This is a genomic window from Streptomyces sp. WZ.A104 (genome assembly GCF_002382885.1).
Classification (GTDB): domain Bacteria; phylum Actinomycetota; class Actinomycetes; order Streptomycetales; family Streptomycetaceae; genus Streptomyces.
On record NZ_NWVL01000025.1, the window covers coordinates 21,137 to 44,549 of the forward strand.

General features: G+C 69.5%; 16 protein-coding genes. 4 read left to right on the forward strand and 12 right to left on the reverse strand.

The annotated features are described in order from the left end of the window. Positions 1-145: 145 nt before the first annotated feature. Entirely contained in the window at positions 146-1,234 is a 1,089-nt protein-coding gene (locus tag CIB93_RS15635; RefSeq protein ID WP_096627437.1) for an LCP family protein, read from the forward strand. A gap of 84 nt (positions 1,235-1,318) precedes the next feature. Here the strand turns inward: CIB93_RS15635 and galE are convergent, their stop codons facing one another. The 10 genes from galE to ngcE all read right to left on the reverse strand — a co-directional run bounded on the left by galE (position 1,319) and on the right by ngcE (position 14,517). Then, a complete protein-coding gene (gene galE, locus CIB93_RS15640; protein ID WP_096627438.1) occupies positions 1,319-2,305 on the reverse strand; it encodes a UDP-glucose 4-epimerase GalE in 987 nt (328 codons plus the stop codon). A 98-nt stretch (positions 2,306-2,403) separates the two neighbouring features. Beyond that, entirely contained in the window at positions 2,404-3,906 is a 1,503-nt protein-coding gene (locus CIB93_RS15645) for an amino acid permease (RefSeq protein WP_096627439.1), read from the reverse strand. A gap of 152 nt (positions 3,907-4,058) precedes the next feature. After that, on the reverse strand, positions 4,059-5,972 hold the full coding sequence (gene dxs, locus CIB93_RS15650) for a 1-deoxy-D-xylulose-5-phosphate synthase (protein WP_096627440.1): 1,914 nt from the start codon (positions 5,970-5,972) through the stop codon (positions 4,059-4,061). Positions 5,973-6,141: 169 nt separating this feature from the next. Further along, positions 6,142-7,452 (reverse strand): sugar ABC transporter permease, encoded by a 1,311-nt coding sequence (locus CIB93_RS15655; protein ID WP_179500125.1) that lies wholly within the window; start codon positions 7,450-7,452, stop codon positions 6,142-6,144. After that, a complete protein-coding gene (locus CIB93_RS15660; RefSeq protein WP_096627441.1) occupies positions 7,449-8,237 on the reverse strand; it encodes an ATP-binding cassette domain-containing protein in 789 nt (262 codons plus the stop codon). The genes CIB93_RS15655 and CIB93_RS15660 overlap by 4 nt, the downstream gene beginning before the upstream one ends. Before the next feature lie 276 nt (positions 8,238-8,513). Continuing rightward, entirely contained in the window at positions 8,514-9,626 is a 1,113-nt protein-coding gene (locus tag CIB93_RS15665; protein WP_096627442.1) for a sugar ABC transporter substrate-binding protein, read from the reverse strand. Positions 9,627-9,746: 120 nt separating this feature from the next. Then, positions 9,747-10,946, reverse strand: a complete 1,200-nt coding sequence (locus CIB93_RS15670; RefSeq protein ID WP_096627443.1) for an ROK family transcriptional regulator — start codon at positions 10,944-10,946, stop codon at positions 9,747-9,749. A 226-nt stretch (positions 10,947-11,172) separates the two neighbouring features. Further along, complete coding sequence (locus tag CIB93_RS15675) at positions 11,173-12,102, reverse strand: carbohydrate ABC transporter permease (protein WP_096627444.1); 930 nt, start codon at positions 12,100-12,102, stop codon at positions 11,173-11,175. Further along, a complete protein-coding gene (locus CIB93_RS15680; RefSeq protein ID WP_096627445.1) occupies positions 12,102-13,022 on the reverse strand; it encodes a carbohydrate ABC transporter permease in 921 nt (306 codons plus the stop codon). Before CIB93_RS15680 ends, CIB93_RS15675 begins: the two co-directional genes overlap by 1 nt. Positions 13,023-13,071: 49 nt before the next feature. Then, a complete protein-coding gene (ngcE, locus tag CIB93_RS15685) occupies positions 13,072-14,517 on the reverse strand; it encodes an N-acetylglucosamine/diacetylchitobiose ABC transporter substrate-binding protein (RefSeq protein WP_096627446.1) in 1,446 nt (481 codons plus the stop codon). A 512-nt stretch (positions 14,518-15,029) separates the two neighbouring features. Between ngcE and CIB93_RS15690 the strand changes: the two genes are divergently transcribed. Then, the gene (locus CIB93_RS15690; protein ID WP_096627447.1) at positions 15,030-18,911 is read left to right on the forward strand and encodes a GH92 family glycosyl hydrolase; all 3,882 of its coding nucleotides are present in this window, start codon (positions 15,030-15,032) and stop codon (positions 18,909-18,911) included. 58 nt (positions 18,912-18,969) lie between these two features. Here CIB93_RS15690 and CIB93_RS15695 read toward each other — a convergent pair whose 3' ends face one another. Continuing rightward, positions 18,970-19,599: a histidine phosphatase family protein gene (locus CIB93_RS15695; RefSeq protein ID WP_096627448.1), complete on the reverse strand. Its 630-nt coding sequence runs from the start codon at positions 19,597-19,599 to the stop codon at positions 18,970-18,972. A gap of 257 nt (positions 19,600-19,856) precedes the next feature. Here CIB93_RS15695 and CIB93_RS15700 point away from each other — a divergent pair, with 257 nt between their 5' ends. Next, entirely contained in the window at positions 19,857-20,480 is a 624-nt protein-coding gene (locus tag CIB93_RS15700; RefSeq protein ID WP_096627449.1) for a hypothetical protein, read from the forward strand. 166 nt (positions 20,481-20,646) lie between these two features. Here the strand turns inward: CIB93_RS15700 and CIB93_RS15705 are convergent, their stop codons facing one another. Next, positions 20,647-21,159 (reverse strand): RICIN domain-containing protein, encoded by a 513-nt coding sequence (locus CIB93_RS15705; protein ID WP_096627450.1) that lies wholly within the window; start codon positions 21,157-21,159, stop codon positions 20,647-20,649. A gap of 133 nt (positions 21,160-21,292) precedes the next feature. Between CIB93_RS15705 and CIB93_RS15710 the strand changes: the two genes are divergently transcribed. After that, positions 21,293-23,119 carry a DUF1492 domain-containing protein gene (locus tag CIB93_RS15710; protein ID WP_143660055.1) on the forward strand — a complete coding sequence of 609 codons (1,827 nt, stop codon included), beginning with the start codon at positions 21,293-21,295 and terminating at the stop codon, positions 23,117-23,119. The last annotated feature ends 294 nt before the right edge of the window (positions 23,120-23,413 follow it).

Genomic DNA, 23,413 nt, shown 5'->3' on the forward strand with positions numbered 1-23,413 from the left:
GTCCTGCTGTCCCAACATCCGAACCGCGGCGAGCATCCGCACGATCCCCTCCTGTGGCTTCGGCAGCCGATCCCCAAGGAGGGTCCGACACGCCTCAGTGGTTACCCCACTGACCCCGGGGCCCAGACGATGACGAGCTGTGTGTATGTCTGACGACTCCGACCTGCCCTCCCGCCGCAAGCCCAAGAGCCGCCGGGCCCCGAAGGCTCGTACGCGCGGGCAGCGCGTACGGCGAGGAATCCTCTTCACCCTGCTCGCGCTGGTGCTGGCCGCCGGAGGGACCGTCTACTGGCTCTACAGCCAGCTCGACGGCAACATCAAGAGCGTCGACATCGACAAGGCGCTCGGCGACGAACGCCCGGAGAAGCTCCCGACCGCCGGGCAGAACCTGCTGGTGCTCGGCTCCGACTCCCGGGCGGGCGCCGAGAACAAGGAGCTGGGCGGCGGCGGGGCGGTGAGCGGTGCCCGTTCCGACACGGCGATGGTCGTGCACATACCCGAGGGCCGCACGAAGGCGGTCGCGGTGTCCATCCCCCGCGACACGCTCGTGACCCGGCCCGTCTGCTCCAAGTCCGACGGCTCGGACCTCCCCGAGGCGAACCGGGTGATGTTCAACTCGGTGTATTCGCTGGCCGGCCCGGCCTGCGTCGTCAAGACGGTCGAGAAGATGTCCGGGGTCCGGATCGACCACTATCTGGAAATCAACTTCGCCGGGTTCAAGGACCTGGTCGACGCCATCGGCGGAGTCACCGTCGATGTGCCCCAGGACATCAACGACAAGGCCTCCGGCCTCAACCTCACCGCCGGACCGCACAAGCTCAACGGCACCGAGTCCCTCGCCTACGTCCGGACCCGGCACGGCATCGGCGACGGCAGTGACCTCGGCCGTATCGGCCTCCAGCAGCAGTTCCTGCTGGCGCTGCTGAGCGAGATCAAGTCGCAGGACCTGCTGGGCAGCCCGGCGAGTTCGTACAAGATCGCCAACTCGGCCACCAAGGCGCTGACGACCGACTCCGGGCTCGCCTCCCTGACCTCGCTCGCGGAGTTCGGCCGCTCGATGAACGGGGTCGACCCGGGCTCGATGGAGACGATCATGCTTCCGGTGGCGTACGACAAGCAGGACCGCAACCGGGTGGTCGCCGCCGAGCCGCAGGCCGGCGAACTGTGGGAGGCGATCCGCACGGACGCCACGATCCCGGAATCGGCCAAGAAGTCCCCGGCCACGGGCGGCTGACACCGGACCGGAACGACCGACGCGGCGAGGCCCCGGGGGGACGCACCCCCGGGGCCTCGCCGCGTCAGCCCTGTGCGGGCGCGGTCAGCGACGGGCCTCCGGGTGGGAGAAGCACCAGCCCTCCCACGCCGAGGCGACCATGTCGCGTACGTCGTGCCGGGCCGTCCAGCCCAGCTCCGTACGCATCCGGTCCGCCGAGGCCACCACCCGGGCCGGGTCCCCGGCTCGACGGGCCATCACGGCGGGCTCGGCGTCCGGGCCGTATCCCGTGACTTCGCCGATCAGGGCGATCATCTCGCGTACCGAAACGCCCGCGCCCCGGCCGATGTTGACCGTGAGGTCGGAGCCGTCGCCGCGCTCCCCCAGGGCGCCCGCCACCGCGAGATGCGCGGAAGCCAGGTCCTCGACATGGATGAAGTCGCGGACGCAGGTGCCGTCGGGGGTGGCGTAGTCGTCCCCGAAGATCATCGGGGCCGCACCCTCCGTGAGCTTCTCGAAGACCATGGGAATCAGGTTGAAGACGCCCGTGTCGGCGAGGGCCGGGCTCCCCGCCCCCGCGACGTTGAAGTAGCGCAGCGAGGCTGTCGCCATGCCGTGTGCGGCGCCCGCCGCGCGCACCATCCACTCACCGGCGAGCTTGGTCTCGCCGTACGGATTGATCGGCGCGCACGGCGTCCCCTCGGTGACGAGGTCCACGTCGGGGAGGCCGTAGACAGCCGCGGACGAGGAGAAGAGGAACCGCCGGGTTCCCGCCTCCGTGACGGCCTCAAGAAGAGTCTGGAGACCGTGCACGTTCTCCCGGTAGTAGTGGAGCGGAAGCGCGACGGACTCAGCCACCTGCTTCTTGGCGGCGAGGTGGACGACCCCGTCGACGGCGAACTCCGACAACGTCCGGTCGAGCTGTCCCCGGTCGAGGGTCGAGCCCTTGACGAAGGGCACGTCCGCGGGCACGCGGGCCGGGTCCCCGGTCGATAGATCGTCGTACACCACTACGGGCTCGCCGGCGTCGAGCATCGCCTTGACGACATGCGCCCCGATGAAACCCGCACCACCCGTGATCAGCCAAGTCATAGGATCATATTAATGGCGGGGGTGGCATGCTGGACGCGCGAGACTCCCGAGCGCGCGTGCCGGGCACCGCCCGCCCACGCGGGACTGCCGGACACTCCTCAGCGCCCCTCCCTGGCCATCCGGCTGTGCGAGCGCCCGTACACGAAGTAGATGACCACGCCCAGCGCCATCCAGGCGCCGAACCGCAGCCAGGTCTCCGCGGGCAGATTGAGCATCAGCCAGACCGAGGCCGCCACCGAGGCGGCCGGCAGGACCGGTACCCACGGGGTGCGGAAGGCGCGGTGCAGGTCGGGGCGGGTGCGGCGCAGGACCAGGACGCCGAGCGCGACGACGACGAAGGCGAAGAGCGTGCCGATGTTCACCAGGGTGGCCAGCTCGTCGATGCTCGTGAACCCGGCGATGACCGCGATCAGCACGCCGAGCAGGATCGTCGGACGGTACGGGGTCCTGAAGCGCGGGTGCGTCCTGGAGAAGAAGCGCGGGAGCAGGCCGTCGCGGCTCATCGCGAAGAAGACGCGGGTCTGGCCGAGCAGCAGGATCATGCAGACCGTGGTGAGGCCGACCGCCGCGCCGAAACTGATCAGACCGGCGTAGAAGGGGTGCCCGGTGGCCTTGAAGGCGTCGGCGAGCGGGGCGCTGACGGAGAGTTCGCTGTAGTGCTGCATGCCGGTGACCACGATCGAGACCGCCACGTAGAGCACCGTGCAGATGATGAGCGAGCCGAGGATGCCGCGCGGCATGTCGCGCTGGGGCAGCTTGGTCTCCTCGGCGGCGGTGGCCACCACGTCGAAGCCGAGGAACGCGAAGAAGACGATGGAGGCAGCCGTGAAGATGCCCATGACGCCGAAGTTGGTGGGTTCGTAGCCGAAGATCAGCTGTACGAGCGGGGCGTCCCAGCCCGAACCGGCGGGCTGCGGCTCGGCTGGGGGGATGAAGGGCTTGTAGTTCTCGGCCTTGATGAAGAACAGGCCCGCGACGATCACCATGAGGACCACGCCGACCTTGATCGCCACGACGACCGAGGTGACCCGGGCGGAGAGCTTCATGCCGACGACCAGGATGACGGTCAGCACCAGCACCAGGGCGAAGGCCAGGAGGTCGAAGCCGAACCCTTCCGCCGCATCCGGCCCCGAGAGCGCCTGGGGCATCGTCCAGTCGACGTTGTCCATCAGTGAGCGGACGTAGCCGGACCAGCCGACCGCGACCACCGCGGTGCCCAGCGCGAACTCCAGCACCAGGTCCCAGCCGATGATCCAGGCCACCAGCTCGCCCAGTGACGTGTACGAGAAGGTGTAGGCGGAGCCCGCCACCGGGACGGTGGAGGCGAACTCGGCGTAGCAGAGCGCGGCCAGCGCGCACACGACGGCCGCCGCGACGAACGCGAGGGCGGTCGCGGGTCCCGCCGTCTCCTTGGCGACCTTGCCCGTGAGGACGAAGATGCCGGTGCCGATGATGACACCGACGCCGAAGACCGTCAGGTCCAGGGCGGAGAGGGACTTCTTGAGCGCGTGTTCCGGCTCCTCGGTGTCAAGGATCGACTGTTCGACGGACTTGGTGCGGAAGACGCCTCTTCCGCGGGGTGGTGTGGCCTGCGCGCTCACCTGCGTACCTCCACGCACTCGTTGTGAGCGCCATGATGGGCACCGGACACCGCATGATCACGCCATCCGGTCCGTTTCACGCGAACGGGCCGGGAGAGCCACCCGTACAGGGGCGGTTCTCCCGGCCCGTCGGCCGTATGGAGGGTCGGACGTCAGTCGCGGGCGGGCTCCACCGCGCGGCTCTCGAAGCGGCCGTCGAGCTTGGCGACCAGGCCGGTGACCTGGCGGGCGATGTCCGGTGCGGTCAGTCCGATCTCGGCCATGACCTCGCCGCGCGACGCGTGGTCCAGGAAGACCGGCGGGATGCCGAAGTCGCGCAGCGGTACGTCGACGCCGGCGTCGCGCAGCGCCTGGGCGACGGCGGAACCGACGCCTCCGGCGCGGCAGTTGTCCTCGACCGTGACGACGACACGGTGGCGCTCGGCGAGCGGGGCGAGCGCCTCGTCGACCGGTTTGACCCAGCGCGGGTCGACGACGGTGCTGGAGATGCCCTGGGCGTCCAGCAGGTCGGCGATCTCCAGACACATCGGGGCGAGCGCGCCGACGGAGACGATCAGGACGTCGGGGCGGGCCGCCTTCGGCTCGCGCAGGATGTCCATGCCGCCCGCCTTGCCGACCGCCTTGACCGCCGGGCCGACCGCGCCCTTGGAGAAGCGGACCACGGTGGGCGCGTCGTCGACGTCGACGGCCTCGCGCAGCTGGGCGCGGACCTGGTCGGCGTCGCGCGGGGCGGCGATCCGGAGCGTGGGCACGCACTGGAGGATCGACATGTCCCACATGCCGTTGTGCGAGGCGCCGTCCGTGCCGGTGATGCCGGCCCGGTCCAGGACGAAGGTGACGCCGCACTTGTGCAGGGCGACGTCCATCAGGACCTGGTCGAAGGCGCGGTTGAGGAAGGTGGCGTAGACCGCGAAGACCGGGTGGAGGCCGCCGGTGGCGAGGCCCGCCGCGGAGACCGCGCCGTGCTGCTCGGCGATGCCCACGTCGTAGATCCGGTCCGGGAAGGCGGCCTCGAACCTGCCGAGGCCGACGGGCTGGAGCATGGCCGCGGTGATGGCGACGATGTCCTCGCGCTCCTGGCCGAGCTTGAGCATCTCCTCGCCGAAGACGGAGGTCCAGTCGAGGCCGGAGCTGGAGATCGGCAGCCCGGTGTCCGGGTGGATCTTGCCCACCGCGTGGAAGCGGTCGGCCTCGTCCTCCAGGGCCGGGGTGTAGCCGCGGCCCTTCTCGGTGAGGCAGTGCACGATGACCGGGCCGCCGAAGCGCTTGGCGCGCTGGAGCGCGGACTCCAGGGCCTCGATGTCGTGGCCGTCGATCGGGCCGACGTACTTCAGGCCGAGGTCCTCGAACATGCCCTGCGGGGCGATGAAGTCCTTGAGGCCCTTCTTGGCGCCGTGCAGGGTCTCGTACAGCGGGCGGCCGACGACGGGCGTGCGCTCCAGGATGTCCTTGCCGCGGGCCAGGAACCGTTCGTAACCGTCGGTCGTACGGAGCGTGGCGAGGTGGTTGGCGAGCCCGCCGATGGTGGGGGCGTAGGAGCGCTCGTTGTCGTTGACGACGATGACGAGGGGGCGGTCCTTGGCGGCGGCGATGTTGTTCAGCGCCTCCCAGGCCATGCCTCCGGTGAGCGCGCCGTCGCCGATGACCGCGACGACGTGGTCGTCCTTGTCGAGGACCTCGTTCGCCTTGGCGAGGCCGTCGGCCCAGCCGAGGACCCCGGAGGCGTGGCTGTTCTCGATGATGTCGTGCTCGGACTCGGCACGGGAGGGGTAGCCGGAGAGGCCGCCCTTGCTCTTGAGCCGGGAGAAGTCCTGGCGGCCGGTGAGCAGCTTGTGCACGTAGCTCTGGTGGCCGGTGTCCCAGAGCACCTTGTCCTTGGGCGACTCGAAGACCCGGTGCAGGGCGATGGTGAGCTCGACGACGCCCAGGTTGGGCCCGAGGTGACCGCCGGTCTTGGACACCGCGTCCACGAGGAAGGTACGGATCTCCTCCGCGAGCTGCTCCAGCTCACCGAGGCTGAGCCGGTCCAGGTCGCGCGGTCCCTTGATGCGGGTCAGCAGATCCACCCGTGCCTCCTTGCGTTTGAGCTGATCGAGCGTGCGTGCCGATCCGATGAGTCTAATGTTCCGTCCGCGGCCGTGGGCAGCGGGCGGCCCGGTTCGTAGCCATACGCGGACACGCGCAGGTGCCCGGCGCCCCCCTGGGAGGAGTACCGGGCACCTGCGCGTGGTGCGGTCAGGCGCGGCCCGCGGTCTTCTGGGTCTTTCGGGTGACGGAGTCGATCACGACCGTGGCGAGAAGCACACCGCCGGTGATCATGTACTGGATCGGGGTGGCGATGCCTTCCAGTGACAGTCCGTACTGGATGGAGACGATCACCATGACACCGAGCAGCGCGTTCCAGGTGCGGCCGCGGCCGCCGAAGAGGCTCGTGCCGCCGATGACGGCCGCCGCGATGACGTTCATCAGCAGGTCCCCGGTGCCGGAGCCCTGGTTGGCCGCCGCGATCTTGGAGGCCCAGAACAGGCCGCCGATCGCCGCGAAGGTCCCCGCGATGGAGAAGACGGAGATCCGGATCGCGGTGACGTTGATACCGGCGCGCCGGGAGGCCTCGACGCTGCCGCCGAGCGCGAAGATCTTCCGCCCGTAGGCGGTGCGGCGCAGCAGGAAGTCCGTGCCGACCAGGACGATCAGGAAGAGGACCAGGGCGAGCGGCAGGCCGCGGTACTGGTTGAACATGTACGCGGCGGCGAACGCGAACACCGCGAGGACGGCGGTGCGCACGGTGATGTCGACGATCGGCCGGGCCGGGATGCCCGCGGCCTCGCGGCGGCGGGTGTCCAGGAAGGCGGCGAGGAAGTAGCCGACGACCGCGACGGCGGCGAGCCCGTAGGCGGCGGCGACATCGGTGAAGTAGTACGTGGTCAGCTGGCCGACCACCCCGTCGCCGTCCAGGTTGATGGTGCCGGAGTCGCCCAGCAGCTGGAGCATGAAGCCGAGCCAGAACAGCAGACCGGCCAGGGTGACGGCGAAGGCCGGGGCCCCGATCCGGGCGAAGAAGAAGCCGTGGATCGCGCCCATCACCGCCCCGCTGACGATGGCGACGAGGATCGCCAGCCACTCGTTCATGCCCTGGGTGACACTGAGCACCGCGACGAGGGCGCCGGAGACACCGCTGACCGAGCCGACCGAGAGGTCGATCTCGCCGAGCAGCAGGACGAAGATGATGCCGACGGCCATCATGCCGGTGGCGACCATCGTGGTCGCGATGTCGCTGATGTTCTTCGCGGAGAGGAACTCGGAGTTCATGCTCTGGAAGACGATGGCGATGACCACGAGGCCGACGATCACCGGGATGGAGCCCAGGTCACCGCCGCTGATCTTGCGCTTGAACTCGGTCAGGTAGCCGGTGAAGCCCTGCTGGCGGATGAGCAGGCGGGGGTCCACGACCGTGGCGGCGCCCTGGGGCGCGTCCTGGTTGCCGACCGGCGCGTCGGCCGGGGCTGCGGCCTTGTCCAGCGAGGTCGCGGAGTTGTCGGTGGTCACTTGGAAACCTCCGCGTTGCGCGCCGCACGTCGGGTCACGGCGTTGTCCGTGGCGCCCGTGATGGCGGAGATGATCTCTTCCTGGGAGGTGGTCTTCACATCGAAGACACCGTTGTTCCGGCCCAGCCGGAGCACCGCGACCTTGTCGGCGACGGCCTTCACATCGGCCATGTTGTGGCTGATGAGGATGACCGCGTGACCGCGCTCGCGCAGCCGCTCGACGAGGTCGAGGACCTGGGCGGTCTGCTCGACGCCGAGGGCGGCGGTCGGCTCGTCGAGGATGACGAGCTTGGGCTCGCCGAGCATCGACCGGGCGATGGCCACGGTCTGGCGCTGGCCGCCGGAGAGCGAGGCGATCGGGATGCGGACGCTCGGGATGCGGATGGAGAGCGTGGACAGCAGCTCGCGGGAGCGGCGCTCCATCTCCACCTCGTCCAGGATGCCGAACCTGCGCAGCTCGCGGCCCAGGTAGAGGTTGCCGACGACGTCGATGTTGTCGCACAGCGCGAGGTCCTGATAGACGGTCGCGACGCCGAGGTTCTGGGCGTCGTGCGGCTTGTCGATCCGCACGGCGCTGCCCTCCCACTCGATGACTCCCTCATCGATGGGGTGGACTCCGGCGATCGTCTTGACCAGCGTTGATTTACCGGCGCCGTTGTCGCCGACCAGGGCGACCACCTCGCCGGCGTGGACCTCAAGCTCTACATCGGTGAGTACCTGTACGGCACCGAATCGCTTGGAGACCCCTCGCAACGCCAACACGGGCGTAGCGGACACGTGAACCATCTCCTTCGCCGCCTGACCGGCGGGGATGCCGCGCCCGGGGAAAGGCGCGGCGGTCGAGCAGAAGAGAACAGAAGAAAGGGGAAGCTGTTCCGTCCGGCGCCCCGCCCGGTAGCGGGACGGTTGGTGGGCGGGGCACCGGACAGGCTTCGTGGCGCGTGCGGGCCGGGGTACGGCGGCCGCGTGCGCGGGCGTTGCTGCCGTGCGGCCCCCGCTCGGGTGCGGCGGGCCTACGGCGGGGCGGGACCGGGCCGCGCGGGGCGGCCGGGTCCCGGAGGGCTACTTCAGACCGATCTTGTCGCAGGCGGCCTTGTACTTGCCGGTGCAGATCTCGTCGATCGTGTAGATGCCGTCCTTGATGACGGTGTCCTTGATGTTGTCCTTGGTCAGCGAGATGACCGGGACGAGGACCGTCGGGATGCCCTTCTGGCTGGCGTTGTCGACCTTGGAGGTGGCGATCGAGTCGAGCGTCTCGCCCTTGGCGAGGGCGACGGCCATCTCGGCGGCGACGACGCCCTCGGCCGGGTAGGACTTGTAGACGCTCATGAACTGCTCGCCGGTGACGATGCGCTGCACGCCCGCCAGCTCCGCGTCCTGGCCGGTGACCGGGGGGAGCTTCGGCAGACCGGCGGCCTTCAGGGCGGTGATGATGCCGCCCGCCATGCCGTCGTTGGCGGAGTAGACGCCGTCGATCTTGTCCTTGCCGAGCGCGGTGATCGCCGCTTCCATGTTGGCGTTGGCGTTCTCCGGCTTCCACTCCTTGGTGTCGTACTCCTTGCCGTACTTCACCTTGCCGTCGAGAACGGACTTGGCGCCCTTCTTGAAGAGGGCGGCGTTCGGGTCGGTGATCGCGCCGTTCATCATCACGATCGTGCCGCCGTCGGCCTTGTCGCCCAGGGCCTCCAGCAGGGCGGTGCCCTGGGCGCGGCCGACCTCTTCGTTGTCGAAGGAGGTGTACGCGTCGATCGGGCCCTCGGCGAGACGGTCGAAGGCGACGACCGGAATGCCCTCGGCCTTGGCCTTCTTGACGCTGTTCGCGATCGCCTTCGCGTCCACCGCGCCGAGGATGAGCGCGTCGACCTTGTTGGTGATCATGGTGTCGACCTGCTGCGACTGAGTGGTCGCGTCCTGCTTGGCGTTGGCGTAGACGACCTCCGCCTTGCCGCCGGTGAGCTCGCTGATCTTCTTCTCGATGATCGGCCGGTCGAACTTCTCGTAACGGGCCGTCTGGTTCTCGGGAAGGAGCAGACCTATCTTCAGGTCGTCGCCCTTCTTCTCCGAGCTCTTCTCGGCCTTGTCGCCCGACTCCTTGGCGCTCCCGCAAGCGGCCAGCGAGATCGCCATCGTGGTGGCGGCAACGGCAACGGCGGCACGACGCATACGCGTGTTCATTCTCGAACCTCCCTGACGAGGCCGCGACGTTGCGGCCGAGGTGGCTGGAAGTCAACTCGGCCGCAGCACCAGCGTCAAGGAGTAAATCCTTAACGAGATGACAACGGTGCCATTCGTTATCTAAGTGAAGGCAGGAGTCGCTGCGGGGAGGGTGCTCTCCAAAAGGGTTGAATCCCCCATCTCGCTGAGCACCAGGGCGAGTGCGCCCAGCACCTCGGCACGGCCGCCGAGCGCCCCGGGGAGCACCGAGAGCTGCCGGGCCGCGCTGGGGATCGCGTAACGCGACACGGAGTCCCGTATGGGCCCCAGAACCAGCTCCCCGGCCTCCGCCAGCGAGCCGCCGAGCACCACGCGGCTCGGGTTGAGCAGATTGCACAGGTTGGCCACCCCGCTGCCTATGTGGCGGCCCACGTCGCCGATCACCCGGCGGCACCCCGGATCGCCCTCCCGGGCCAGCTGGACGACCCGCTCCATGGTGAGCCCGGGCCCGTGGCTGGGCTGGAGCAGCGGCAGGACGTAGCGGGCGGCGGTGAAGGTCTCCAGGCAGCCCCGGTTGCCGCAGCGGCAGACCGGGCCCGACTCGTCGAGCGTGATGTGCCCGATCTCGCCGGCCGTGCCGCCGGGGCCCCGGTAGATGGTCCCGTCGATCACCAGACCGGCGCCGACACCGCTGGCGACCTTGATGTACGCGAGGTCCTTGACACCCCGGCCGCTGCCCCAGACCAGCTCGCCGAGCGCCCCGAGGTTGGCGTCGTTGTCGACGTACACCGGGACTCCGAGGCGGCCGGAGAGCTCCTCGCTGGGGTTGATGCCCGTCCAGCCCGGCAGGATCGAGGTGGAGCCCAGCGTGCCCGACTCGACGTCGATCGGACCCGGCACTCCGAGACCCACGCCGACGACCTTGTCCGGGCCGATGCCGGTGGCCTCGATGAGGCGCTTGACCAGCGCTTCCGCCCGGTCGAAGCCCTCGGCGGACGACGCGTCGACGTCCAGCGGCTCGGCCTCCTCGGCCAGCACCTGGTGGGCCAGGTTGCCGACGGCGACGCGCAGGTGCGTATGGCCGAAGTCGACGCCGATGACGATGCCCGCGTCGCCGCTGAGCGAGACGCTGCGGGCACGGCGGCCGCCCGCCGAGGTGGGGGTGACCTCGACCGTTCCGCCGTCCTTCAGTTCCCGGACGATATTGGAGACCGTGGCTGCGGAGAGCCCGGTGCTCCGGGCGATCTCCGCCTGGGTGAGCGATCCCGCCATCCGTACGGCGCGTACGACCCGCTCCAGATTGGCCCTGTGCAGCGATGTCTGCGACCCGGGAGTCTCCATCGACCCATCCACTCCTGCCCTTGGCGGGCGGTCCGAAGAGGACCGCCCCGGCCGGGGCCGCAGCGACGAGACCCCGGCTTCCTCCAACATGTGAACTCTAAGCTGACCGTTCGGGGGTGCCTCCCGTCAAGACCTGAGCGGGCAGGGCCTCACCGACACCACAACGGTCCGGCGCCCCGGCGGAAGAGTTCTCCGCCGGGGCGCCGGACCGTTGTGGATACGTGACCTACTTCAGCGCGCCCGCCGTCAGGCCGGAGACCACCTGGCGCTGGAAGATGATGTACGCCGCCAGCACCGGCAGCATCGCGATCACCAGGCCGGCGAAGAGGCCGGAGTAGTCGCCCTTGTACCCCTGGCTGGCGGCCAGCTCCACCAGCCCCTGGGCCAGCACCCGCTTCTCCGGGTCGGTGTTCAGCACCGTCGGCAGCATGTACTGGTTCCACTGCCCCAGGAAGTTGAAGATGCCGACGCTGATCAGGCCGGGCTTGGCCATCGGCAGCATGACCTGGAAGAACGTCCGGGTGTGCGAGGCCCCGTCGATGATCGACGCCTCCGCCACCGAGGTCGGCAGCGTACGGAAGAACGAGGTCAGGAAGAACACGGTGAACGGCAGCGAGTAGGAGATGTACACCAGGATCAGGCCGTGGATCGTGTTCAGCAGCCCCAGGTTGTCCATGACGTAGAACAGCGGGACCAGGGCCAGCATGATCGGGAAGCTCATGCCGCCGACGAACAGGAAGTAGATGAAGCGGTTGCCCGGGAACTCGAAGCGGGCGAGCACGTAGGCGGCCATCGAGCCGAGGACCAGGGTGCCGACGAGCGAACCGCCCACCACCAGGATGGTGTTCAGGAAGTACTCGCTCATATGGGCCTGGCTCCAGGCCCGGCCCCAGCTGTCGAAGTTGAGCGAGCCTGGCAGCGACCACGGCGAGTTGAAGATGTCCGAGTCGGTCTTGAACGAGGACATCACGGCCCAGAACAGCGGCAGGACGACCATGATCGCCCAGAGGATCAGCACACCGTGCGAGAAGACGTTGAGGACCTGGCCCTCGCTGCTCCTCGCGGGGCCCGCCGGGCTCTTGCCGGCGGCCCCGGTGCGCTGCGCGGGGACCTTGGACGCGTCGGTCCCGGCGGGAGGGGTGTCAGTGGTCTTCATCAGTACTCCAGCCGCTCGCGCCGGCCCAGCCGCATCACGATGGCGGCGAACGCCAGCGTCACGATGAGCAGGGCGACACCGATCGTGGTCGCGTAGCCCGCCTGTCCGTCACGGAACGCCGACTGGTAGACGTACAGCGGCAGGACGGTGGTCGAGTAGTCGGGCCCGCCGGGTCCGACGCTCATGATGTGCACGATGGCGAAGCCCTCGGCGCCGAGGGCCAGGATGCCCATGTAGACCCAGCCGGACTGGACCGTGTCCCACAGCAGGGGCAGCGTGATCCGGAAGAAGGTCGTGAAGCGGCTCGCGCCGTCCAGCAGGGCGGCCTCGTAGAAGTCCTTGGGGATGGAGGCCATGCCCGCGGAGAACAGCACCACGAAGAAGCCGGTCGTGCCCCAGACGAGGACCGCCATGATGACCCACAGGGCCAGCTGCGGATCGCCCAGCCAGTCCGGTACGTCGTTGAAGCCGACGGCCTTGAGCGTGCCGTTGATCATGCCCTGGGCCGGGTCGAAGGCGAACTGGAACAGGATGGCCACGATCGCGATCGAGAGCACCTGCGGGAAGAAGTACGCGATCTTGTAGAAGCCCGAGCCCCGTACGCCGGTGACGGCGGCGCCCTTCCGGCGCCGCCCGCCCACGTTGAGCATGAAGGCGAAGAAGAGGGCGAGGCCCAGCGTCACCAGCGGCAGCAGAACAGCCAGCAGCACACTGTGCTGCAGCGATTTCCAGAAGATGTCGTCGTCGAGCATCTTGGTGTAGTTGTCGAACCCGACCATCTTGAAGTCGGGACTCAGCCCCGTCCAGTCCGTGAACGAGTAGTAGATGGACTGGATGAAGGGCCAGATGACGAAGATGACGTACAACGCCATCGGGACCACCAAGAACCCGACTATGAACCGGTATTTACCGTGTTGCATCGTTACCGACTCCGACCTTCCCGTGCTGCCCGCCGCTGGTGACGCGTGGTCACTGGTGCCTGAAGTGCTTGATGGACTGGTCCTTGGCGGTCGCGTCGGCGAAGGCCTGGATCTTCTTGATGGTCTCGGCCGGGGTGGCGCGGCCCGCCATCATCTCGCCGAGCGCGGCGACACCGATCTGCTCCTTCTGGAGCTTCACGTACCAGTCCTGGAGGCGCGGGTTGACCACGTTGGTGCCCGCCTTGTCCAGCGCGGCGACACCGGACTTCAGGCCGTCCGACAGCTCCAGGCCGTCGGTGCCGCCGTTGAAGGCGGACAGCGACTTGGTGCTGCTGGTGAAGGACTTGGAGGAGGCCTCGCTGAGCATGATGCGCAGCTGCTCCATGCCGCCCTCGGGGTTCTTCGCCTTGCTCGGGACGATGAAGGGCTCGCCACCGGACGCCCAGATCGTGCCGAAGGGCAGCTTGTCCGAGGAGTCGAGGCTGGAGGGGGCGCCCACGGACAGCTTGAAGTCCTTGGGGATGATCGCCGCTTCCTCGTTCTCCACCCAGGAGCCGTTCGGGATGAACAGCGCCTTGCCGCGGGCCCAGGCGCCCTGCGAGCCGCGGTGGTCCAGGCCGGGGGTGCCCTTGAGGATGTAGCCCTTGGCGTACAGCTCGTAGTACGCCTCGAAGGCCGCCTTGACCGCGGGGTGCTCCCAGGCCTTCGGCTCCAGGTTGTCGATCGCGTCGAGGACCTCGACGCCGCCGATCTTCCCGATGAACGGGTAGAGCGAGAACGGGATGTAGTACGGGTGCTTGCCGGGGTAGGTCCAGCCGGCGATGCCCTGCTTCTTCGCCTTCGCGCAGAGCGCGAGCATCTCGTCCCAGGTCTCCGGGTACGTGGCGTCGAGCTTCTCCAGCGCGGTCTGCGAGTACCAGACGCCGTAGACCGTGTACGCGTAGTACATGATCCAGACCGGGTCGCCGTCGAACTGGCCCATCTCGACGATGCCGGGCCGCAGGGTGTCGCGGACCTTCTTGGCGGGGTCGTCGATGGAGGGGGCGTCGAGCAGCGGGGTCAGGTCGGTGAGCTGCTTCTTGCCGACCAGGACGCCCATGTCCATCTGCTGGGCGCCGGAGTTGTCGATCAGGTCGGGCGGGGTGCCACCGTTGAAACGCGGCTGAAGAACCGACTGGATCTTCTGCGTCGCGGAGAACTTGACCTCCGCCTCGGGGTACGTCTTCTCGTAGACGGCCTTGGCGTCCTCGGCGTACTTGGTGCCGAAGCCACCGTCGAAGATGACGATCTCCAGCGGCGCGCTGCCGTTGACGGCCAGCGGGTTCTTGTCGGTCTTCTCGCCCTTTTCGACCTTGTCGTCACTGTCACCGCCACCGCTCGCGCAGGCGGACAGGAAGCTCATCGTCGGAACAGCGATCAGGCCGAGTGCGGCAGAACGCTTGATCAGATCGCGACGGCCAAGGCCCTCATTGTTGTGGGCGGAGGTGGATCCCATGCTCAAGTCCTCGCCTTCTCCAGGACTCAGGCGGTGTGCCGGTCACCCGTCGAAAATTCGCCTCAGGCGAAGGGCCCCGCCACCGCGGTCAGTTGCGCTTGGGTGGTGCGGATATGCAGATGTGCTGATGTACCGGCCGGGCCGGCGCCGTGGAGGTTTCGGGAGACCGTACAGCGCGAACGCCCCCGGCGTCCTTGCGACCGTCCCTGTTTCGCCCCGTGCACATCCGCCTGAAACGGCTGTGCAGACGCCGACAGGTATAGTCCACTTGCCGCCAACTGAGCAAGATCGAAAGCAGGTTTGGGCTGCAGTCTTTCCCGAGTTGAGACCTCGGGGGCGGCTCGGCACCCCTTGCCCGCTTCCTGGGGCGGCTATTTCCCCATTACTGCGGATTCGTCGAACGGGCCCGCGCCAACACCCTTGACACGTCCTGTCACTTGGCTCCCTACTGGACCCTGCACCCCGCAATGACAACGTTGTCCATGCACTTCTCCGGGGAGGAATGGCTCGGTATGCAGCCACCACGCGGTCTTCAACACGGCTCCGAAGAGGCGCCCGGTACGGTCCCCCGCCCGGCCCCTCGCCGGAGACGGACCCCCACAGCGGCAGCCCTGGCGGCCTCCCTGGCCCTGGTCGTGATCGCCCCCGCGGTCGCCTCCGCCCAGCCGGCCCCGCCGGACCGGAAGCCGCCCGGCGAGCGGACGTTCAGCAGCTCGTTCGAGACGGATGAGAAGCAGCCCGACTGGCGCGACACCGTCGAAGTGGGCCCCGACGGCAAGGAGCGCGCCTCCGGGGTCGACGGCGGGTTCTCCTCCGGCATACCGGGCAACGTCACCGACCGGGTCACCGAGGTCCGCGCGAGCGCCGAGAACACCGCGGGCGGCGAGGTCAAGGAGAACCTGGTCGATGTCGAGCCGGGCTCCAAGTGGCTGGCGTTCGCGAAGACCGGCTGGGTCGAGTTCGACCTGGAGGAGCCGGTGAAGGTGGTGACGTACGCCCTCACCTCCGCCAACGACCACGCCGAGCGCGACCCGAAGGACTGGACGCTGAAGGGCTCGGCGGACGGCGAGGAGTGGAGGGACCTCGACACCCGCGAGGGCGAGAGCTTCGCGAAGCGGCACGAGACGAAGACGTACGACTTCACCGCCGACACCGCCTACCGCCACTTCCGGCTGGAGATCACGGCGAACGGCGGCGGGGCCGAGCTCCAGCTCGCCGACGTTCAGTTCTCGAACGGTGACACCTCCGCGCCGGTGCCCGACGAGATGCGCAGCCGGCCCGACCGCGGCCCCTCGGGCTCCCCCACCGCGAAGTCGGGCGCGGGGTTCACCGGAAAGAAGGCACTGCGTTACGCGGGTACGCACAAACCGGACGGCCGGGCGTACTCGTACAACAAGATCTTCGACGTGAACACGGCCGTCACCAAGCACACCGAGCTGTCCTACCTGGTCTATCCGCAGATGGGCGAGACGGACCTCGACTACCCGGCGACCCACGTCTCGGTGGACCTCGCCTTCACCGACGGCACGTACCTGAGCGAGCTGGGCGCCACCGACAGCCACGGCGGGCTGCTCACCCCGCAGGGCCAGGCCGATGCCAAGCGGCTCTACGTGAACCAGTGGAACAAGGTCGCCGCCCGCCTCGGCACGGTGGCCGCGGGCAAGACGGTCGACCGGATTCTGGTGGCGTACGACTCCCCGAAGGGGAAGGCGAAGTTCCAGGGCTGGATCGACGACATCACGATCACCCCGAGGAAGCCGGAGAAGCGCAGGGCGCATCTGTCGGACTACGCGCTGACCACCCGGGGCACCAACTCCTCCGGCGGCTTCTCGCGCGGCAACAACATTCCGGCCACCGCGGTCCCGCACGGCTTCAACTTCTGGACGCCGGTGACCAACGCCGGTTCGCTGAGCTGGCTGTACGACTACTCCCGGGGCAACAACGAAGACAACCTCCCCACGCTCCAGGCCTTCAGCGCCAGCCATGAGCCGAGCCCCTGGATGGGCGACCGGCAGACCTTCCAGCTGATGCCCTCGGCCGCGAGCGGCACCCCGGACGCGGCTCGCACGGCCCGGGGGCTGCCGTTCCGGCACGAGAACGAGGTCGCGAAGCCGCACTACTACGGCGTCACGTTCGAGAACGGCCTCAAGGCCGAGATGGCGCCGACCGACCACGCGGCCCGGATGCGGTTCACCTACCCCGGCAAGGACGCAAGCCTGGTCTTCGACAACGTGACGAACGCGGGCGGTCTGACCCTGAATCCGAAGGCCCGCTCCTTCTCCGGCTACACGGACGTGAAGAGCGGCCTGTCCACGGGGGCGACCCGGATGTTCGTGTACGGCGTCTTCGACGCGCCGGTGACGGACAGCGGAAGGCTGAAGGGCGGCGGGGGTGACGACGTCACGGGCTTCTTCCGCTTCGACGCGGGCAGGGACCGTACGGTCAACCTGCGCCTGGCCACCTCGCTGATCGGCGTGGACCAGGCGAAGAAGAACCTGGCCATGGAGATCCCTGAGTCCGCCTCCTTCGAGAAGGTGCGGCGCGAGGCACAGGCGGCCTGGGACGACGTCCTGAAGACGATCGAGGTCGAGGGAGCCGACGAGGACCAGCTCACGACCCTCTACTCCAGCCTCTACCGGCTCTACCTCTACCCGAACTCCGGCCACGAGAAGGTGGGCGGGAAGAACAGGTACGCCAGCCCGTTCGTCGAGCCGGTCGGCGAGGACACCCCGACGAGGACCGGGGCGAAGATCGTCGACGGCAAGGTGTTCGTCAACAACGGCTTCTGGGACACCTACCGCACGACCTGGCCCGCCTACTCCTTCTTCTCCCCGAAGAAGGCGGGTGAGCTGGTGGACGGCTTCGTGCAGCACTACAAGGACGGCGGCTGGACCTCGCGCTGGTCCTCCCCCGGTTACGCGGACCTGATGACCGGCACCAGTTCGGACGTGGCGTTCGCCGACGCGTACGTCAAGGGCGTGAAGTTCGACGCGGAGGCGGCGTACGAGGCGGCGGTCAAGAACGCCACGGTGGCTCCGCCGTCCCCGGGCGTCGGCCGCAAGGGCATGGAGACCTCCGTCTTCGCCGGATACGCGGACACCGCGACCCACGAGGGCCTGTCCTGGTCGCTGGAGGGCTACCTCAACGACTACGGCATCGCACGGATGGGCCAGGAGCTCTACAAGAAGACGAAGAAGGCGCGGTACAAGGAGGAGTCGGAGTACTTCCTCAACCGGGCGCAGAAGTACGTCACGCTCTTCGACGGCGAGGCGGGCTTCTTCCAGGGCAGGAAGCCGGACGGCGACTGGCGCCTGCCCTCCGACGCGTACGACCCGCGCGTGTGGGGCTACGACTACACCGAGACCAACGGCTGGGGCTACGCCTTCACCGCCCCGCAGGACAGCCGGGGCCTGGCCAACCTGTACGGGGGCCGCGCGGGCCTGGGCAAGAAGCTGGACACCTACTTCTCCACCCCGGAGACGGCGGGCCCCGAGTTCGTCGGCAGCTACGGCGGGGTCATCCACGAGATGACCGAGGCGCGTGACGTGCGGATGGGCCAGTACGGGCACAGCAACCAGGTCGCCCACCACGCCACGTACATGTACAACGCGGCCTCACAGCCGTACAGGACACAGGAGAAGGTCCGCGAGGTGCTGGGCCGCCTGTACGTCGGCAGCGAGATCGGCCAGGGCATCCACGGTGACGAGGACAACGGCGAGCAGTCGGCCTGGTATCTCTTCTCCGCGCTCGGCTTCTACCCGCTGGTGATGGGCAGCGGGGAGTACGCGATCGGCTCGCCGCTCTTCAAGAAGGCGACCGTCCGCATGGACAACGGCCGCAAGCTGGTCGTCAAGGCCCCGAAGAACAGCGCGAAGAACATCTACGTGCAGAGCCTGAAGGTCAACGGCAGGAAGTGGACCTCCACCGCGCTCCCCCACGATGTGCTGGCCAAGGGCGGCACGCTGGCGTTCGACATGGGGCCCGAGCCGTCCAGGTGGGGCACGGGGAGGAACGCGGCCCCGGTCTCCATCCAGCAGGACGACAGAGTCCCGTCGCCGAAGGGCGATGTGCTCAAGGGCGACGGCGCGCTCTTCGACAACACCTCGGCCACCGCGGCGGAGGTCACCTCGGTGGAGCTGCCTGTCCCCGGGTCCGCCGAGGCGCTCCAGTACACGCTGACGTCGTCGGCGGCGGACCGGGCCCCGAAGGGGTGGACGCTCCAGGGCTCGTCCGACGGCGAGAAGTGGACGGACATCGACCGCCGCTCCGGCCAGTCGTTCGCCTGGGACAGGCAGACCCGGGTGTTCTCGGTGGGCCGGCCCGGTGACTACGCGAAGTACCGGCTGGTGCTGACGGGTTCGGCGACGCTGGCGGAGGTGGAGCTGTTCTCCTGACGTCTGTGCCGTACGCCGGCGGCCGGTAACCCGAGGGCGGGGTGCCGGCCGTCGGCGTTCAGCCCTCCTGGTTCACCCCTCGGAAGCTCTCGGGCAGGGCGACGTTGAGCGCGGTGACGACCGGCTGGCCGTGTTCCGTACCGAGCCGGGAGACCGCGCCGGTGGCGAGCTGGAAGAGGCGGCCCTCGGCCGGGGTCAGCCCCAGGTAGCGGGCGGTGAGGACGCGCAGGAGGTGGGAGTGGGCGACGAGCGCGATGTCCCCGTCCCCGACCCGCTCGGCGGCCGACCGCACCCCCGCCAGCACCGTGTCGGCCCGCGCCCCGACGTCCGCCGGGCTCTCGCCGGGGTGTTCGGGGGTGCCGGGGTCGACGCCGTCGGTCCACAGGTTCCAGAAGGGGCGGGTGCGGTGGATCTCCCGGGTGGTGATGCCCTCGTAGCCGCCGTAGTCCCACTCCCGCAGCTCGGGGGTGACCCGGGCCGCGGTGAGCCCGGCCAGCTCGGCGGTGCGGCGGGCCCGGACGGACGGGCTGACCAGAGTGAGGGCGATGTGCCGGTCGGCCAGCAGCGGGACGAGGGCGCGGGCCTGCCGCTCCCCGGTGTCGGTGAGGGGGAGGTCGGTCCAGCTCGTGTGCTGCCCGGAGCGGGACCACTCGGTCTCGCCGTGGCGGATGAGGATCAGCTCGCCCATGGTGGTCCGTTCGCTCTCGGTGCCGGGGTGGTGCGGGTGGGGACCGCGGGCTCGGAGCCCCTGGCCCTGCGGGTGGGGCCGCAGTCTCGGCCCCCGGCCCACGATCGCACCTGGGGGCGGCGAGGCCCCGGATTCCGCGCGTGGGGCGGTGCGTCGGGCCCGGCGGGCGGCGGACCAGCCGGAACGCGTGCGGCGTGGGGAGGCGGAGGCACGTACCGTAGGGCCCTTGCCTGATCGATTTCCCGTGGGGGGACCGCATGTCCGACGCCTTCTTGCCTCCGCCGCCCGAACCGGAGCCGCAGCCACCGCGGCAGCCCGCGTTCGCACAGCCGCAGTCGCCGTGGGCGCCTCCTGCCGCCCCGCCGCGCAAGCAGCGGCGTACGGGGCTGATCGTGACGTTGTCCTTGGTCGGCGGGCTCGTCGTCATCGGCGCGACGGTGGCGCTGGGCTACGCGTTGATGCAGAAGGCCTCGGAGTCCATCGCGCTCGCCGAGGAGCGGGCGGTTTCGCGGTACGGCGACACGGTGGGGCCGGACGGCCTTGAGGGCTGGGAGGAGCTGGAGGACTTCGAGGAGCCGGAGGCCGACGAACCGGCCGCCGAGAAGGACGCCACGATCACGAAGTGCACGCGGGACTCCCTGATCAACTGGATGTCCGCCGAGATAAAGGTCGTGAACGGGAGCGGGAGCCCGGCGTCCTACGTCGTCTACGTCACGTTCGTGGACCGAGACGGTGACGTGGTGAGCGAGGGCCTCGCGGTCACGGAAGACGAAGTCGCCCCCGGCGCGACCGCCAAGATCAAGGCCCAGGGCCTCGGCGAGGTACCGGCGGGCACGAAGTGCCGGATCGACCGGGTCGAGCGGGAAGCGATGTCAGGCTGACCGGAAGGCCCCGTGACGGCGGACGGTCCGCCCCGGAGTGATCCGGGGCGGACCGTCCGCCGTCACGGGTATGCCTTGCCCGCCCAGCACTTGAGGCCGGCGGCGGCGAGAGCGTCGACGGTCCCGTGGCCGCGCTGCCACCTGTCCGGCCGACCGGCCGGGCGTACTACGCCGCGGTGAACCGCCAGGTCTGGCCGTCGAACGCGCCGCAGGAGGACTGGTCCAACGGCTGGCCGCTGTTGGTGGTGCCCCACGCGACGCCCATGCAGAAGCCCGTAGCCCGGTTCCGCATCTTCCAGCTGTCGTTGCCGGCGTACTCGGCCACCCACACCTGCGAGTCCACGTTGGCGCACGGGGACTGGACGAGGAGGGCGTGGTTGGCGCCGGTCTGCGGGGTCACGCACATGTTGGTGGATCTGATCCGCAGGAAGTACGCGTTCGTGCCCGCCCCCTGGGCGTAGAACTCCTTGTTGGACTTGTAGTCACACCGGTACTGGATCAGCCCGGCACCGACTTTGGTCGAGTTGTTGCCCACGGCAGCGCACATTCCGGTGTGCAGGGCCCGCATGTTGTTCCAACGGCCGTTGGACGGGCTGTCGGCCGCGGCTGGGGTCGCCATTCCCACGGCGAGGGCGAGGGCGCTGAACACGGCTCCGGCCGCCCCGATGGACTTCTTCACGGCTCCTCCGTTGCTAGTTGGTCAGAACACGTGGACGAACGTATAAGCTCCCGCCTCGCCGGGAGTCTCATATGTGTCTCAACCCGTACAGGGACCTCGGGCGGCATCAGGGGACCATCCGATGGGGGGCGCGATGGGGGCGAACGACGGTGACAGCGGTACACGGGCGGCTCTGGCCGCCGAACTGGGCGCGGCGGTCGCGGCCCGTCCGCTGGTGAATCTGACCGGTCCGCTCGGCGTGGGGAAGACCTGGCTGGCGCGCTCGCTCGACGCCCAGCACTTCGACCTGTCCCGCCCGCACGCCCCCGGTGACCTGCGGCGGGCCGTGACCGGTGATGACCGCAGGCCACTGGTGCTGGACGGCGTCGATGGGCGTACGGCGATGGAGTCCGCCGCCGGGGCACTCGACGACGCCGCCGGCCACCGCCCCGTACTCGTGCTCAGCCGCAGGCCGTTACGGGCGGCTCGGGGCTGGGCCGGGGGCGACCCGGTCACCCTCGCCGTTCCTCCTCTGCCCGACGACGAGATCGCGGCGCTCGCGAGCCGGGCCGGCCTCGCGGACCCCGGCGCGCGGGACCTCGTCGTCCGACTGGCCGGCGGGATTCCCCTGGTGGCGCTCGCCGCCTGCCGGGCGATGCACGCCGGGGCCGCGCCCACCGCCCCCGCAGCGGTGGCCGACGAGGTCAGCGCCGAGATCCTCCAGCGCCTGGAGCGCGAACTGCCGGGCCGCCGCAGGGCCCAGGCGCTCCGGCTGCTCGCCGCCGTCGGCGCGGCGGACGAGAAGCTGCTGGCCAGGGGCCCGGACTTGTTTACGGACCTGGCCGGGCTCAGTCTGGTCCACCGGACCGCCCTGGGGCTGACCGTCGCCGAACCGTACCGCGCCCTGCTCGACATGACCTACCAGTGGCGGCGGCCGGACCAGCACGGCGCGCTGCTCGCCCGCGCGGCGCGCTACCGCGGCGCGATGCTCACCGGGTCGGCCCCGCCCGAGCGGCGGGCCGAACTGGCCGAGCAGTCCATGCTCCTGGCCGGTGACCGGGTCGTACGGGAGGTGCTCTTCCCGCCCGGCCGCCCACCGGTCCCGATCGTGACAGCCCAAGGCGCCGACGCCGACGACATCGGCCGCCTGATGCACGGCTGGGCATCACTCAAGGGGTTCGACCAGCGCAGGACGGAACGGCTGGTCACCCAGTGGCTGGACGACGACATCACCGGCTTCCGCCTGGCCCGCGACATCGACGGACAGCCGATCGGGCTGATCAGCCTGATCGGCGTCCGGGAGCAGACCCTGGCGGGCATGGAGCCACTGCTCCAGCAACACACCGAGGGCCTCGCGGCGGGCGACCGCGGCGGGCTGTTCCTGGGGGCGGCGTTCTGCCCCGAACCGGCCGTCCACGCCCAGGTGCTGCGCCACATCCTGCGGCAGGCGGTCACCAGCGGAAGGCTCCTGGTGTCCACCGCCGACCCCGGCTACCACCAGCTTCTCGACAGTCTCGCCTTCCGCCGCCACGGGGGAATCCGCGAGGACATCTACCGCTGCGGACGCGCCCCGCAGGTCTACAGCAACGACTTCACCGGCGCGGCACTCCCCGCCTGGCTCCGCCGCCTGGGCGTCACCGCCACCGCCCCGGACACCGCCGACGAACCCGCCGCGGCCCACATGGCCGAGGCACTGGGCAACCTGCACACCCCCAAGGGGCTGGCCGGCAGTCCGCTCCTGACCGCCGCGCACACACCGACGGCCCGGGCACTGCGCGCCTGGCTCGTCGAAGCCGTGGACAGCCTGGCGGCAAGCCCCGTAGCGGCCGACGCCGATGCCGGGAGAATCCTGCGGGCGTACTACGTCGACCGGTCGGGCACCCACTGGCAGGTCGCCCACAGCCTGCACCTCAGCCGCGCCACCTACTTCCGCCGCCTGCGACGCGGCGTGACGGCCCTGGCCGCGCAGCATGACCGCTGACCGGTGCGCAGCCCGCCCAGGCACGGACCGGCCCACGAGGAGTTCATCCGTGCCATCGAGGAGGAAAGGTCGGGGCGATGGGCCACAGCTGCTGGAGGACCCTGCGACCGGCTGACGTCTTCCCCTGTGGCGGCGGTCGTCTGCCGCACGGTCGCCAGGACGGAAGAACCCCGTACCTGGTACCAGGTACGGGGTTCTTCGTCGTCGCAGGACGCGCGGTTCCGCTCCGGAAGCAGCTCGCGTCCGATCATGCTCGCAGGCGCGCCTTCCGCCCCGTCGCGCGCGAGCGCCCCG